General features: G+C 68.1%; 15 protein-coding genes. 3 read left to right on the top strand and 12 right to left on the bottom strand.

Annotated elements, in window-relative coordinates:
- The first annotated feature begins 200 nt into the window (after positions 1 to 200).
- The 3 genes from BLW84_RS20710 to BLW84_RS20705 all read left to right on the top strand — a co-directional run bounded on the left by BLW84_RS20710 (position 201) and on the right by BLW84_RS20705 (position 1,976).
- Complete coding sequence (locus BLW84_RS20710) at positions 201 to 1,031, top strand: hypothetical protein (protein ID WP_177226597.1); 831 nt, start codon at positions 201 to 203, stop codon at positions 1,029 to 1,031.
- Between the two features lie 51 nt (positions 1,032 to 1,082).
- Positions 1,083 to 1,250, top strand: coding sequence for a hypothetical protein (locus tag BLW84_RS47590; RefSeq protein ID WP_177226596.1), 168 nt, complete (start codon positions 1,083 to 1,085; stop codon positions 1,248 to 1,250).
- Between the two features lie 411 nt (positions 1,251 to 1,661).
- The gene (locus BLW84_RS20705) at positions 1,662 to 1,976 is read left to right on the top strand and encodes a MerR family transcriptional regulator (RefSeq protein WP_245761264.1); all 315 of its coding nucleotides are present in this window, start codon (positions 1,662 to 1,664) and stop codon (positions 1,974 to 1,976) included.
- A gap of 314 nt (positions 1,977 to 2,290) precedes the next feature.
- Here BLW84_RS20705 and trhA read toward each other — a convergent pair whose 3' ends face one another.
- The 12 genes from trhA to BLW84_RS20650 form a co-directional block, all read right to left on the bottom strand.
- The gene (gene trhA / locus BLW84_RS20700) at positions 2,291 to 2,983 is read right to left on the bottom strand and encodes a PAQR family membrane homeostasis protein TrhA (protein ID WP_177226595.1); all 693 of its coding nucleotides are present in this window, start codon (positions 2,981 to 2,983) and stop codon (positions 2,291 to 2,293) included.
- 394 nt (positions 2,984 to 3,377) lie between these two features.
- Positions 3,378 to 3,554 carry a hypothetical protein gene (locus tag BLW84_RS47585; RefSeq protein WP_177226594.1) on the bottom strand — a complete coding sequence of 59 codons (177 nt, stop codon included), beginning with the start codon at positions 3,552 to 3,554 and terminating at the stop codon, positions 3,378 to 3,380.
- Complete coding sequence (locus tag BLW84_RS20695; protein ID WP_093267626.1) at positions 3,554 to 3,925, bottom strand: STAS domain-containing protein; 372 nt, start codon at positions 3,923 to 3,925, stop codon at positions 3,554 to 3,556. The genes BLW84_RS47585 and BLW84_RS20695 overlap by 1 nt, the downstream gene beginning before the upstream one ends.
- Before the next feature lie 350 nt (positions 3,926 to 4,275).
- Positions 4,276 to 4,479, bottom strand: coding sequence for a cold-shock protein (locus BLW84_RS20690; RefSeq protein ID WP_093267624.1), 204 nt, complete (start codon positions 4,477 to 4,479; stop codon positions 4,276 to 4,278).
- 560 nt (positions 4,480 to 5,039) lie between these two features.
- Entirely contained in the window at positions 5,040 to 5,810 is a 771-nt protein-coding gene (locus tag BLW84_RS20685) for a Mur ligase family protein (RefSeq protein WP_177226593.1), read from the bottom strand.
- Positions 5,811 to 6,640: 830 nt separating this feature from the next.
- The gene (locus tag BLW84_RS20680) at positions 6,641 to 9,514 is read right to left on the bottom strand and encodes a LysM peptidoglycan-binding domain-containing protein (protein ID WP_143061034.1); all 2,874 of its coding nucleotides are present in this window, start codon (positions 9,512 to 9,514) and stop codon (positions 6,641 to 6,643) included.
- Between the two features lie 53 nt (positions 9,515 to 9,567).
- The gene (locus tag BLW84_RS20675) at positions 9,568 to 9,984 is read right to left on the bottom strand and encodes a hypothetical protein (protein WP_093267618.1); all 417 of its coding nucleotides are present in this window, start codon (positions 9,982 to 9,984) and stop codon (positions 9,568 to 9,570) included.
- On the bottom strand, positions 9,981 to 10,409 hold the full coding sequence (locus tag BLW84_RS20670; protein ID WP_093267616.1) for a TadE family protein: 429 nt from the start codon (positions 10,407 to 10,409) through the stop codon (positions 9,981 to 9,983). Before BLW84_RS20670 ends, BLW84_RS20675 begins: the two co-directional genes overlap by 4 nt.
- Positions 10,406 to 10,768 (bottom strand): TadE/TadG family type IV pilus assembly protein, encoded by a 363-nt coding sequence (locus BLW84_RS20665; protein ID WP_177226592.1) that lies wholly within the window; start codon positions 10,766 to 10,768, stop codon positions 10,406 to 10,408. Before BLW84_RS20665 ends, BLW84_RS20670 begins: the two co-directional genes overlap by 4 nt.
- Positions 10,769 to 11,336: 568 nt before the next feature.
- Positions 11,337 to 11,573 (bottom strand): hypothetical protein, encoded by a 237-nt coding sequence (locus BLW84_RS20660; RefSeq protein WP_093267612.1) that lies wholly within the window; start codon positions 11,571 to 11,573, stop codon positions 11,337 to 11,339.
- 36 nt (positions 11,574 to 11,609) lie between these two features.
- The gene (locus tag BLW84_RS20655; RefSeq protein ID WP_093267610.1) at positions 11,610 to 12,503 is read right to left on the bottom strand and encodes a hypothetical protein; all 894 of its coding nucleotides are present in this window, start codon (positions 12,501 to 12,503) and stop codon (positions 11,610 to 11,612) included.
- Positions 12,500 to 13,273: a type II secretion system F family protein gene (locus BLW84_RS20650; protein WP_143061033.1), complete on the bottom strand. Its 774-nt coding sequence runs from the start codon at positions 13,271 to 13,273 to the stop codon at positions 12,500 to 12,502. The genes BLW84_RS20655 and BLW84_RS20650 overlap by 4 nt, the downstream gene beginning before the upstream one ends.
- Positions 13,274 to 13,319: the final 46 nt, after the last annotated feature.

Below are 13,319 nucleotides of genomic sequence, written 5' to 3'. Positions count from 1 at the left end.
CGGTCCGGACGCACCCCGGCACTCCGCGGGCAGAAATGACCGACAGCGCCTCACCTCCCTTGTTTTTGCTGGTAAACCCCTTGCCAACAGCCCTGCATCACTTATTCTGTAACTGCCAATGCAGATTTGCAAGACCACTGGTTCACAGTATATGTCGCCGTGTAGTGAGGTATTCGGTAGTGGAAGGTGGTGCAGGGGTGATGGCTGCGCGGCATGTGGTGTATCGGTGCGAGCTGGACCACGAGGTCCGGTGGCGCGGCTATGCGACCGGCGACGATGGCATCCCCGTTGACGTGCGCGCGGACTCGCTGGGCCAGGCCCAGCAGCTGATGGCCGCCACCGCCGTCGGCAACGGCCACCGATCAGAATGGGTCGAGCACACCGAACACGCGGCCGGTGATGGCCTGTGGGTGCGCGAAGCCCTCGACGACCGGGTTCTGGAGCGTGAGCACGCCACCCGGGTCCTGATGGAGACCCTCGGTGATCAGCGGTTGCGTGCCCGGCTGGCCACGCTGCCCGCCTGCCGGGTGGGTGGTGTGCCGGTGGTCGTCGGCGTGCCCGGTGACACCCTGGACTGGGTCCTGGGCCAGCACGACCGGCGCGGGACTCTCATCGTGGCCGCGGCGGTGACCAACCACCGCCTGTGGTGGAACGCGCTGGTGCCCGCCGATCGCGCCGCCGACACCGACCTGTGCGTGGCCGGCAGCCTGGCCGATCTCGATCTGACCGACCCGGAGGCCACCCTCGATGACTGGATGGCCACCACCGCCTGCGGAGGTCTGGTCCTGCTCGCCCCCCGGCACACAGCAGCCGGCACCCCGCCCGGCGGTCACGCGGCGCGATCCGACGCCTACACCGGTCGCCGCGCCGCAGCGCACAATCTCAGTGCCCGGCTTCTCGACCAGTTCGAGTCGACCGACGACCCACTGCGAGCAGCGCAGCTGCGCATGCGCAGCTGCGAGCTGGAAGGAGTACTGCACCGACTCGACGCCCCACGCCCCGGACCGGACTCGCTCCCGCCCGCGATGTAGCGCCGGTGCGGTAACTCCGAGCGGAAATGGCCTGTCGGAGGGAGTGCTCCCTTGCCTGTTCGGGTCCCCGGGGTGCTGAATCCCGGGGACTCGACCGTCAGTCGTCTTCGTCCAGATAACAACATGCTCGGCCGCTACTCGTTTCTGACTCCGGAGCTGGCCGGTGGCCTGCGGCCGCTGCGCGACCCGTCCGAACCCGACGAGGACGCCAGCGTCTAAGCCGTCTCCGGCAGGCCCTATCCGCCCCGAGTTTCAGGCTCCTCGCCCCGGTGGAATTTCTGAGATCGCCGTTGTAGACATGGTTGCTTTGTCCTGTTATGGTTTCTCACCACAGACGGAGAGCACTAAAGCGCCATCACCGACGAATCGGCGCCGCGAGTGATGGAAGTGGAGCTGTAGTGGCAGGCCCCTGGGGGCAACCGGCCGGTTGCCCCCAGGGAGTGAAAAAGGGGTAAGTCCGTAATCCGTACGCGAGTGAGAAGGGGGTCGTCGAGTCACTGTTTTCCCCGCCGCCCCACTCCCGGTGTTCGTGGATGGATGAGCGGCCTGAGTAGTGAGTAATTACCTTCTCGCGGCCCCCGGTGCACCACTGGTGCGCCGGGGGCCTTGTTGAGGGGTGAGGGAGCGGTATTGAGCCAGGATCGGCCCGGCGCCGGCGCGAAGTTCGACGACGAGGATTACCCCGCCTACACGATGGGGCGGGCTGCGGAGATGCTTGAGGTGACCCAGCCGTTCCTGCGGTCGCTGGAAGACGCTGGCCTCATTGATCCGCAGCGTTCGGCCGGGGGGCACCGGCGCTACTCGCGCCGTCAGTTGCGGCGGGCTGAACGTGCCCGCGAACTTATCGATCAAGGCACTCCGGTGGCGGCGGCGTGCCGGATCATCACTCTCGAGGACCAGCTCGCCGAGCACACCGGCCCGCCGGAGCCTGGCGCCCAGAGTTAGCTCGCGCGTCGACGTCGCGTGCGCCCTAGTCACGATGCCGCACAGGTGGTGTTCAGAGGCGAGCAACGCTGTCGCGATGCTGCAGAGATGAGGAGAAGTGCCCGTGCGTGCCCGACTGGCCACTGCATGGCTGTCTGTGGCGTGGGTGGCCTACTTCGTGGTGACCGGCGCCGGTTGAGGCCGCTGATCTGACCCGCAGCCTGCTGGGCCGACTCGCCGCCGCAGCCCACAGCGGCATGGTCTTTCTGAACAACCTCGCCACGTGACAGACCCCCGGCGCCCCCAAGTGGGAGAGCCGGGGTCTGCTCGCCGCGTCAAGAGGTGGCGGGTGTGATGGGCAGGAGGAGCCAGACGGTGATGTGGTGGCAGATCGCCGCTGCGGTCACGGCGGTGTGGAAGACCTCGTGGTAGCCGAACGTGCTCGGCCACGGGTCGGGCCACCGGGTGGCGTAGCAGAGGGCTCCGACGGTGTAGAGGACGCCACCGGCCAGCAGCAGCACCAGTCCCGCGACACCGGCGGTGCGCAGCAGATCGCCGAGGACGAACACCGCGACCCAGCCAAGGGCGATGTAGAGCGGCACACCGACCCAGCGCGGCGCGTGGGGCCAGGCGAGTTTGAGCAGCATGCCGCCAAGCGCTCCGGCCCAGACCACGCCCAGCACGATGCGGCCGGTGTCCTGCGGCAGGGCCAGCAGGCCGATTGGGGTGTAGGTGCCTGCGATCAGCAGGAAGATCATCGAGTGATCCAGCCGCCGCATCCACGTGCGGGCGCGCTTGGAGCGCCACGTGATGAGGTGGTAGACGGCGCTGACACCGAACAGGCCGAGCACCCCGGCCGTGTAGAGCGCCACGGCCACGGCTGTCGCCGGCGGGCCGGTCGTGGCGGCCAGGGTGATCAGCACCGTGCCGGAGGCGGCGAACCCGATCACGCTGGCCAGGTGAATCCACCCTCGCATCCGGGGTTTGACCGAAGCATAGGCGCGACGCGTCGTCAGAACTTCGCTCATACCACCAGGATACGAATGTTCGTGCCGCGCACGGCTGATGCGTTCGATCACGGACCTCCGGGCTCGTCGGCGGTAAACGGGGCGCGGAGGGGGCGCAGAGTCTCCTCGTCCTGATCCGTGCGCCGACGCTGAGGGGCTGGGGTGGTGCGGGGCGGGCCGGGCTCGAGGAACGCCACGGGCGCCACCGGCTTCCGGTCGCGGGATTTGTCTGCGCGGGGTGGGCGCGGGTCGTGACGCGGGAGAGCCCCGCGCCGGTCAACCTGCGCGGAGCCGCTCCGAGGCCCGTTGCCGGGGCGGAGGGAGGTGGAGAGGTTCACAGGAAGGTCCTTTCGGGAAGGCTCACCACGGGCGCGGCCTTTTTCGGCTTCACGTTCAGCGGGCCGGTGGTGGGTGGTCAGTCGGCGTCGGTGAGGAACACGCGTCCTCCGCCGTAGGCGGCGAGCTGGTGGTGGGCGCGGGCGATCGCCTCGTGCTCGGTGCCGGCGATACGCGCGGTGTGCTGGCCTTCGGCATCGGTGATCTGCCAGGCGTCATCGAACAACGTCCGCGCGACGTGGCGGCAGTGCCGCATCAGGCCATCACCGCCGCGGTGTGCTGCGAGGTGCAGGCGGCCGTGGTGGTGGCGAACTCGGCGCGGGGGCTGCGGCCCGGGAGTGCGCTCACTCCGGCCGCATGCAGCACGCGAAGCACCCGGGGCGCCGCGTTGACGATGTGGAGAGGGATGTGCCGATGGGCCGCGTAGGTGTGTGCGGCGACGAGGAGGTCGAGCCCGGCGGTATCGATGGTGCTGGCCCGGGCCAGGTCCACGAGCGTGTCCGGTGGTCCGGTCAGCACATGCGGCCAAAGCCGCTCGGCCAGCAGGGCGACTCCCTCGCCGGCGAGGTCACCATCCACTGTGAACACGGTGGGCAGGGTCGTGATCAGGCTGTAGTTAGCCCGCATCGGGCTCCAATACACGTCGAAGGATCCTGCGGCCTGGCGCAACGCAGAGAGTCGCCGCTGCAGGACCGCAGGCAGAAACAAGGTTCGGCTCCGGGAACCCGGCCCGCGCAAACGCGCTCGGCTCAACCGGAAGAGAAAGAAAACTGGTGCTGCAGCAGGCTGCGGCCCGCCGTTTCGTTGCGCGCCCAGTGGCGGGCAGCGTCGTCACGGCGGAGAGCGTGCTGCTGCGCTAAATCGGTTCGGCCCGTCTCAACCGCACCGCAAGTGGCGGGTTCGGGAGCTATGCCGGGTGAAACCGTAGTCCCCGGCCCGCACACCAGGTGCGGGCCGGGAAGAAACTCAGCAGAGTCTCAGACCGCGCGCACGAGGTCCGCCTGCGGGCCCTTGGGGCCCTGGCTGACCTCGTAGGTCACCTGCTGGTCCTCGTCCAAGCTGCGGAAGCCGCCGGCGTCGATGGCCGAGTAGTGCACGAAGACGTCAGGGCCGCCCTCGTTCGGGGCGATGAAGCCGAAGCCCTTTTCCGAGTTGAACCACTTCACGGTTCCGTTGGTCATGTCAGTCTCCTTCGGGAGCTGGGGTATGGCGGGCCACCACACCGTGCGGAGGCCCGGGCCGGGGGATCTCAGACGGCGGCTCACTCCAGCTACAACCAAAGAAAGAAGCCCGCCCGCATCAACATCCTGCGAGCATGCACAAAACACGAACCCAGAAATACAACGACCACCGATCACCCTACACGCCCCGCGTGCCGTCAACACCCGGGGCGCACCGGTGGACTCACTCAGCGCCCGGCTCTGGGGCGGCATCAGGTGGTGCCGAGAGCCGCGAAGCGCCAGCACACGACTCCGCCGCCGGGGCAGGCACATCGTGGCTTGGGCCACGCACCACGCGCCGCGTCGAGATGTCCCGATCAATCCACAGCAAAACCGCCCAGCGCCCGTTGAAGCAGCAAACGGCGGTTGACGTCACCGGCGGGCATCGCCTGGCGCGAGCAGGCTGGTGACCTCGGCGATCGCCTGGTCGGAGGGCTTGAAGTAGCGGCGGAGGTTCTCCCTTGCCACAGATAACAGGGTCGCTTCAGGCGTCGCCGCAGGTGTGTTCCCGCAGGCCGTGATCAGCGATGGCGCAGATAATAGAGCGTTATCTGGGGGAAGACTTCAAGAACCGGCGGCAGGCGACACCTCGCCGAACGGCGACCAGGATCGACGAGGGTCAAGCGCACGATCCGACACGGATGTTCCTCGGGCCCCGATCCACCGAGGAGCAGGACCTGCGGGCGATCGAACGCAGCCATCGCTGCCATCGTGGTCTGCGGTGTGGTGGACAGCGAGTCGTCGACCCACGTCACTCCCTGCCTGATCGCGATGGTCTGGAGCCGGTGCGGCAGGGGTTCGATCGTCTGGATGCCAGCACGGATGACGCTCGGATCGTTCTCCACGAGTGCGGCGGTCGCGGCGATGGCGGCACCGATGTTGACGAGGTTGTGGGCGCCGGGCAGAGGCACCTCGGCGACGTCGATGATCCGGGTAGAGCAGAGGTGGAGAGCTTCGTCGTGCACGTGCACCCCGTCAGGGCGACCGACCGGAAGGCGGCGGGCAGGACTCGTCGCTGCGATTGCCGCCGCAACGGGGTTTTCTGTGACATAGACGACCAGATCACTGGGTGACTGATGCGCTGCGATGGCGGTCTTGGCCTGCTGGTATTCGTCGAAGTCTTGGTGCCAGTTCAGGTGGTCGGGCGTGACCGACAGGACTACCACGATATGCGGAGAAAACGGCAGGTCGATCAGCTGGAAACTCGACAGTTCCAGCACGACGACATCATCGGACCGCAGCTCAGCGAGAAAGGCCAGCGGAGGGGTGCCGATGTTGCCGCCGACGAACACCCGACGGCCTGCGGTTCGCAGGATGATGCGATCGTGGTGCCCTGCCCTTGGTTCCGGTCACTCCGATCACTGGCGCCGGAGACCGACTGAGGAACTCGGAAACAACAGTTGTCACCGGCACTTCGGAGGGCAACGCGTCCGGGCGAACGCTGGGGCTACGCACAACAAGATCGACGGAGTCAAGTCCGGCCAGGTAGTCCTCACCGCTAGCGATGTCCAGCCCAGCAGGCACATTCGTTGCGTCTGCGCGGTCATGCACCACTACGGCGGCGCCACGCTGCCGCCAGTAGTCGACGGCAGCCCGGCCCTCGACCCCGTAACCGATCACAGCCACTCTCATCCAGTCCACCTCGGGCGTCATTGTCCTGCTTACCCGAAGGGACGCCCAGCCGGGCCAGAGGTGGCGTCTCCTCGGAAGGCGGTGGTGCTTATCCGGGCAGACACGGCCCATTGAAGAAATGCCATCAAACTGAGACGCCGGGGCTGACATGCCGACTGAGACACCGAGCAAGACCGCAGGTCAAACAAGATCAAGATGTCACGGAGTTTGAGACCCTACAGCCGAATGGTTCGCCTAGCGGATGGTGTGACTTAGCGAAGAGATGCTCCGACTGAATTTTGCGGCAAACGCGCAAGAGATTTCGAATTTGTCGCGCCAGTCGCGAGGCGCTCACGTATTCCTGAGGCAACCTGCTTGAAGGTTCAGTTGCTGATTGCTAATCTGCCTATTTGCCCTGTGGCTACGGAAAAATCATAGCTCATCTTGTCTATGTTTCTCGCCTGAGCGGAGGCTGATTTCAAATGGCAAAGGTGAATGCCAATGAACTTCTTTAGGTCACTGCTTGTTGGTGTCGGGTCTGCAGTGCTCGGGCGAGCGTTAGTGTGCTGGGGTCTGGTCGCTCGCCGATATCGGCGAGGTTAGTGCTGAGCAGGTGAACGGTGCGGCTGATGGCGTCGGTAAGTCCGAGTTCGGCTTGGACGCGCATGATGTCGCGGTAGATGGCTTCGTTTTCGGGGTTGAGCATGCGGGCGTGTTCGAGGAGCTGTAGTTGTCGGTGGGGATCGTGTCCGCGGTAGTGGGCGGCCATGCCGGCAAGGGCGTCGAGGACCGTGCGGTGGGCGTCTTCTCGGGGGCCGTCGAGCCAGAGCGCGGACATTCCGTCGGCGAGTTCTCCGCGGTAGGTGGCCGCGATGCGGGACCACGCTGCCATTCGTTGCTCGCTGGTGGTCGCGATGTTGCGGTCATGTTCGGCTTGGCGCAGCTGCCAGTAGTCGACCTGCACGAGGTCTGCGTTGAGCGCCACCGTCTCATCACGCTGGCTGATCACGTCAGCGGCGCGATCATCGGTGGCGTCGGTGAGGGCTTTACGGATCTGGGACAGGCTTGCGTAGAACGCGTTGTAGAGGCGGCGGCCGCGCGCATCCGGCCATAGGGCTTCACGGACTGCCGCGCGGGACGTGCCGTTGGGGTGCAGGGCGAGGAACACCAGCAGCGCTTTGTGTTTGGGCGCCAAGGCTGAGGTGAGGTCGTGGTCCTCGCCGTCCGGTGAATGCCAGGTCAATGTGGCAGGCCCGAATACCCCGAGCGTTACAGGCCGATCGTCCTGGTCGGCAGGATGCGCCATTCTGGCAGAAGTGACCGTCCGAGTCGAGCTCGGTGTGCGGTCTTCCCCGCTGTCCGAAGGCGGTTCTGCGTGGCTGTCCGCGCCATCAACGACGCCGTGGTCGTCGGTGTTGTCCACATGAATGCCGTCGTCTTCGGCCTCGTGTTCGGCCGTGGTCTCCCGCTGTGCATGCTCGGTGTCGGTGGTCGGGTGGGCCTTCGTGGTGTCGGCGAGCAGGTCGATGAGATCGCGGGTGTCGGTGGCGTCGAGGTGGAACAAGCGTGAACCGCGCAGTTCGTCGACAGCTGCGCTTGTTGCGGTGACGAGTCCGTCGGCCATCACGTGCACGGTGGCTCCGGCCGACCAGCTGCCCAGCAGGATGCCCGCGATGCCGCGCGCGGCGCCGTTGTCGAGAATCGCCTGGAGCCGTGGGTTGTGCCGGTCAGCGCCGACGACCAGCACAACGTCCAGCTTCCCCGGCATGTGTGTGTCACCGGCGGGCGCGTGGTGACCGGCAAGGTAGGTGGTTGCTTCGGCCAGGTCAGCTGTGATGCGCAGCCGCGATGAGGTGGACAGGTCCTCCGAGATCAGGGAGCGGGCGTCGCGAGCGGGAATGATGATGGTGGTGCTCGTGGTGGCAAGAAGTTGAACCAGGAGGGCGCGCGCGGCGGCCTCAGCGCCGGGTCCCGCCAGACCTAGTCCGTGGACGGCGGCGAGGTCAAGCGCACGAGCCTGGCCGTCACGAACTCCGATCTCGACGTCCTGCGCTGCCGAGTCAGCCTCGGGAAGGTCTGCATGGCCGACGAGCGACGGCGTGATCGGCTCGGTCTTGCCGTGGCCGGCATGGCGAGTCGAAGTCTGGCCTCCATCGAACGCTGACCGCAGTGCGTGCACTGCGGGCGCGAGTGTCGTCCACGGAGCCCGATCGCCACTTCCCGGTCGGTAAGTCCGTCTCCGCCGTCGGCGGCGGACGAGCAAGGCTAGTGCCACGACAGCGGCCAGACTGGCGGCCACAAGCCCGCTGCTACCAACGGCGAGTGCGGCGCCGGAGGTCGTGGTGACGGCACGCCCTGGGGATTGCTGCCGGTCAGGCGCTGGCGTCGGCTGCGGCTTGGGATCCGCTTGCGCAGCCTCGTCTTCTGGGCTGTCGACGGGGGCTTCATCGTTCTGGTGGTGGTCGGTGGCCGGGAGTGCGAGAGACCAGCCGGGGAAGACCAGGTCGGGGTCGCGCAGGACGCGTCCGTCTGGCTGCGGGTGGTGGGCGTTGAGCCGGAAGACTTCCTCCCATCGATCGCCGTCGCCGAGGTGGCGCTCGGCGATGGTGGTCAGGGTGTCGCCGGGTGCGGTCGTGACCCACTGAGCGTCCTCCGGGATGGCCGGCGGGGTGGGCACCTGGGCGGCGTCGGGTGGTAGCAGGAGGATCCAGCCTGGCTGGAGGTGGCGGGGGGCGCCGATGCGGTCGGCGTTGAGATCGCGGATTTCGGTCCAGCGGTGGGGGTTAGCGAGGTGGCGTTGGGCGAGGCCCCAGAGGGTGTCGCCGTGGGCGACGCGGTAGCGGGGGCAGTCCGGGCGCACGGCGTCGGCGATGTGGGTGGGGGTGCTGGGTTCGGGCGGCGGGATGGGGTCGGCGTAGCCGCCCGAACCCAGCGTTGTGGTGTCCCTGCTGGGGAAGGGCAGGACACCACCGGAGGGATGCTGCGGTGCGGTGACAGCAACCCGATCGGCCGCGGGGGACGCGGAGGCAGAGGGAGCGTTCAGCGAGATCACGACGCTGGCGAGCAGCGCGGTGGTCCATCCTCGAGGCCCGGTGACGTGGAGGCGGTCGCGCAGGGCTCGGGCTCCGTACCGGAGCAGGAAGACGAGGTCGCACAGGGTCCACCACATCAGGCACGCCCACGTGACCCATCCGGTGGTGAGGACGGCGAGCAGGAATGCTCCGTCGGCGCCGAGGTCCAGGCGCAGGGTGTGCCAGGTGTGCTCGGCCCAGTTCGCGAGTTGGTCGTGGATCGGCAGTGTTACCCAGGGCGAGGTGTCGAGCTCCGGCCAGGTCAACGCGGGGATGGTGATGACGTGTCCGGCGAACAGCAGGATCACCGGCATTCCGGCGAGTAGGACGAGGATCCCGATGCCGGCCAGGAGGATGCGGATTCGGCTCATGGCAGTCCACCTGGGCCCTGGGTGCCGGTGGCGAGCGCGGCGGTCGCCCGCCCGGTGACGGTGTGGGTGGGCCAGAGCAATCCGATCCGGGCGGGTTCGGAGTAGGTGACGGTGACCTGCACGGTGGTGCTGTCCAGGATGACCGTGCCTGTGTGATTCGTGGCAGTGAGGTAGCGCTGGGCGGTGGCGGTGGCGACGTGGGAGTCAAGGCTGAGAGTGTGGCCGCGGGTGTCCACCGCGGTCAGCGCGGCGCGGGCGGCCTCTGCCGCGATGGCGTCCGCGCGGACTAGGACGCGGAGTCGGTCGGCGCCGTCGATGAGGATCGCGAACACCAGCAGCAGGCATGGCACCAGCACCGCAGCCAACACGCTGACCGATCCCGCATCGCGCTGGCGTCTGGCGTGATGATTCATGACCGACTCCGGTGGGGATCGACGGGGCTGGTGAAGGCCGCATGCAGGGGAACGGCCACGGGCAGGCCGGGAATGCTGGTGAGGTCGGCCAGCGCCACCGCACAGCGCAAGGTGACGGTGACGATGCCCGGGGCGCCGACGCGTCCGAATCCGCTGGTGTCGGTGGTGAGCTGGATGTCGGTGCAGGCGAGGTCTTGGTCGGCCAGTACCCGAGCGCCGGTGTCGAGAGCAGTCGTGCGAGCAGCGGTGGGGGTGCGGGCCAGGCTGGCGGCGCGGGCGGCGGCGGTGGCGGCGTGCTCGACGGCGGTGTCGGCGCTGACCACGCGACCGCCTGCGACGATCAGTGCCAGCAGCATGAGCAGTGCTGGTGTGAGGATCGCCAGTTCGATGCTGGCCGACCCGTCGTCGCGGACGTAGCGGTTCATGGCTGTTGCCCGGGGGTGGTGAAGCGTTCCTTGGCGGCATGGGCTTCCTGCTCGATGCGGTCGAGACCGGGAATCGGCAGGATCAAGGGGGCGGTTGCCGTCACCCGCACCCGCGCCTGGCGGTCGTCGGCCTCGGCGCTGACTACTGGGTCCCCCACGAGGCCGCCGGCGCGGGTGAGGAAGTCGGTGGCCGCGATTCGGGCGTCACGCGCGGTTCCGGTGACCGTCCGCGCGGCCTGCACCCCCTGCTGTGCGGCCGACAGGCAAAGAGTGCGGGTGTGCCACCACACCCCGGCCTGCAGGACGGTGACGAGCAGGACCAGCGCCAACGGGGCGAGCACGGCCAGTTCCACGGCCACCGACCCCGCATCACCGGCACGGGGATTCGTGGTCGCGCGGTGCGGAAAAGGCCGGACTCTCCAGGGCGAGCGTGCGATGATGGGCGGCATGTCGCACACACGAGAGGACCATGGCGCGTAAATCGCCTGCGCAGGTGCGCGCTGATGCATGGCAGCCGTCGATGCCCGGGCTGGGCGTGCACGCAATTCCGGGACTGTCGCGCCCAGGCGTGGCTGCCCTCGTTCGGCTGGAACGGACGCGGTTGTGGCCGGGCGCCGTCGCCCACTTTCTGTATTTGTGGTCGCAGTTCGTTCGTGACCCGGCGCTTCGCCTGCGGGTGTCGGAACACGGTTGTGGTGTGCCGGAATGTTGCCCTCACCCCGATGAGCTCCGTCGGGTTCTGGAGATCGCGGCGCACGCCCTCCCACCGAAGGACGCTCGCCTGCTTCGCCGCCGTATCGCGCGACTTGACAAGCAGTCCTAACAGCCGTGACCACTCGGCGCCTCGCAGCGCTTGTCGCGTCGAGACCTGGATCGTTGATCGTTGAGTTGCTCACGACACCCCCTGGATGTTCGCCGCTGGCGCGGTTAGTGGATTTGGCCTTGGTATTTCTGGACGACTGCGGTGATGGCGGCACCGAGCCCGAGTGCGGCTGCCAGTCCGATCGCGGTGAGCACGGCTTTTTCGGTGCTCTCCGATCCGGTGTCGTCGAAACGGGCGTGCTCCCCACGCTGCTGCACGCTCTCGCTGGCGAGCGTGATCCAGACCGAGAGCACCAGTAGGGCGGTCGTGGCGTTCCGGCGGAGGAGGCGAATGGCAGACATGACGATCCCTTTCGATGGGCGCTGGGTTTGTGACGGTTAGCCCAGGAGTCGGGCGACGGCCGGGTAGAGGACCAGCAGCAGGATGCCGAGCATGAGCAGGGTGACCGGCAGGGTGAGGCGTTCGGTGCGGGTGTTGGCGTCGGCCTTGTCGGTGCTGATCGCGGCGGTGCGGAGGCTGGCTGCGTGGGTGGTCAGGCTGGTGTAGATCGCGGCCCCGTCCGCGGCGGTCGCCGCCAGGTCCGCTACCGCCACCAACTCCGGCAGTCGGATCATGGTGCCGAGCGTGCGGAGCGTGTCCCACGGTGAGTGTCCACTGTGCTCGGCGTGAGCGAGGGTGCGATGTAGCCGGGTCAGCAGCCAGTGGTCGCCGACTGCGGCGGCCTCGCGCAACGCCGGGCCGGGCGCGTGACCGGCAGTGCGCTGCTGGGCCACGAGGTCCAAGTAGACGGCCAGAGCCCGCCGCGCATCCTCCCGTGCCACCGCGGCCTGGTCGCGGAGGCGCGAGACCGGCACCACCACACCCACCAGTCCACCGGCGGCCACGAGCCCCACCGATACCCCGACCGGCACGCCCGTGACCGCGAGGGAAACAGCGAGAAGGGTGGCGGCGGCGAGGCTGCTCACGGCCCACCGTAGCCGTGTCATCACGTAGTCGGAGGGGCTGCGTTCGAGAAGGCCGAGGTCATAGGTGGGGATGCTCAGCCAGGGGTGCCGGGCGTGATCGGCTCGGTCGGTGGCGTAGGTCAACAGGCGCGCTCGCCAGGCCCGCCACCCGGTTGCAGGGATGGAGGTGGTGGTCCGGGTGGCGAGATGGCCGAGCGCGGCGGATACGTCCATCGGCGCGGGCCCGGCGATCGCGCGCAGTCCGAGGGCGAGGCCGATTCCGAGGACGGTGCCCATCCCCGCGGCCAGTACGAGTGCGGTGTTCATGATGGTCGCCCGTCGTTGAGGTAGCGGGGTCTGGCGGGCATCGTGGAGAGCTGGTGCATTCGCCATAGCGACACAGCGAAAATGCCTGCCACGACGGCCAGAACGCCTTGCCCGGTCCAGGTGTGAAGCGGGGCGAGGAACTCTCGGGCGAAGAGCACCAGACCGACGACCATGACGGTGGTGATGGCCACCAGGCTGCGCACGGTCGTGCGGGGCTTGGCGCGGTCTGCCTCGACCTCGCGAGTCGCGGCGGCGCGGGCGCGCAGCGCGGCGGCTTGGGCGTGCAGGATCTCCACCAAACCACGTCCACCGGTCCGCAGACGCAACAGCAACGCCAGCACGACCTCATCCACCACAGGAACACCGAACTCCGCGGCGAACGCCCGCAACGCCGTCTCCGGATTGTCGGTGCGCAGCCGGTCCGCCAAACGCCGAACCGGCGCGGCCAGCGGTTCCGGAGCGGTGTCGGCTGAGCGCGCGACAGCGTGGTGCAAGCCTCCGACGCCCGAGCCCAGCAGGTCCCCGACCCGCCGCGTCCACACCGCAAGGGCTTCCTGCAGCACGATGGCCTCCCGCGCACCGCGTGAGGCCAGCACGACAGGCAGGCCCACAACAGCTGCGATGGCGGCTGCGGCGGCCACCGGCCACCCGGTCACCCACCACACCACCGCCGCCACCAGCACGGCGAGCACGCCACGCCGCCACCACCGGAGCATCCACGGCTTCACCGCAGCGCGCCGCTTGTTCGTAGTCTCCTCGCGGGAGCGCATCGGAGGCGGGGGTATGAGAGAGAAGGCGCCGAGCAGAATCCCAGTT

Source organism: Saccharopolyspora shandongensis, from assembly GCF_900106995.1.
GTDB classification, from domain to species: Bacteria; Actinomycetota; Actinomycetes; order Mycobacteriales; family Pseudonocardiaceae; genus Saccharopolyspora; species Saccharopolyspora shandongensis.
Note: the sequence above shows the minus strand (reverse complement) of the source record. Positions and strands in the feature narration are given on the sequence as shown.

Bases quoted from the DNA above. Each gene is read 5' to 3' on its own strand.
- BLW84_RS20655 (WP_093267610.1), bottom strand. From the start codon at position 12,503: ATGAACACCGCACTCGTACTGGCCGCGGGGATGGGCACCGTCCTCGGA.
- BLW84_RS20680 (WP_143061034.1), bottom strand. From the start codon at position 9,514: ATGCCGGTGATCCTGCTGTTCGCCGGACACGTCATCACCATCCCCGCG.
- BLW84_RS20650 (WP_143061033.1), bottom strand. From the start codon at position 13,273: ATGCGCTCCCGCGAGGAGACTACGAACAAGCGGCGCGCTGCGGTGAAG.
- BLW84_RS20660 (WP_093267612.1), bottom strand. From the start codon at position 11,573: ATGTCTGCCATTCGCCTCCTCCGCCGGAACGCCACGACCGCCCTACTG.
- BLW84_RS20710 (WP_177226597.1), top strand. From the start codon at position 201: ATGGCTGCGCGGCATGTGGTGTATCGGTGCGAGCTGGACCACGAGGTC.
- trhA (WP_177226595.1), bottom strand. From the start codon at position 2,983: ATGAGCGAAGTTCTGACGACGCGTCGCGCCTATGCTTCGGTCAAACCC.
- BLW84_RS20670 (WP_093267616.1), bottom strand. From the start codon at position 10,409: ATGAACCGCTACGTCCGCGACGACGGGTCGGCCAGCATCGAACTGGCG.
- BLW84_RS20695 (WP_093267626.1), bottom strand. From the start codon at position 3,925: ATGCGGGCTAACTACAGCCTGATCACGACCCTGCCCACCGTGTTCACA.
- BLW84_RS47585 (WP_177226594.1), bottom strand. From the start codon at position 3,554: ATGCGGCACTGCCGCCACGTCGCGCGGACGTTGTTCGATGACGCCTGG.
- BLW84_RS20675 (WP_093267618.1), bottom strand. From the start codon at position 9,984: ATGAATCATCACGCCAGACGCCAGCGCGATGCGGGATCGGTCAGCGTG.
- BLW84_RS20690 (WP_093267624.1), bottom strand. From the start codon at position 4,479: ATGACCAACGGAACCGTGAAGTGGTTCAACTCGGAAAAGGGCTTCGGC.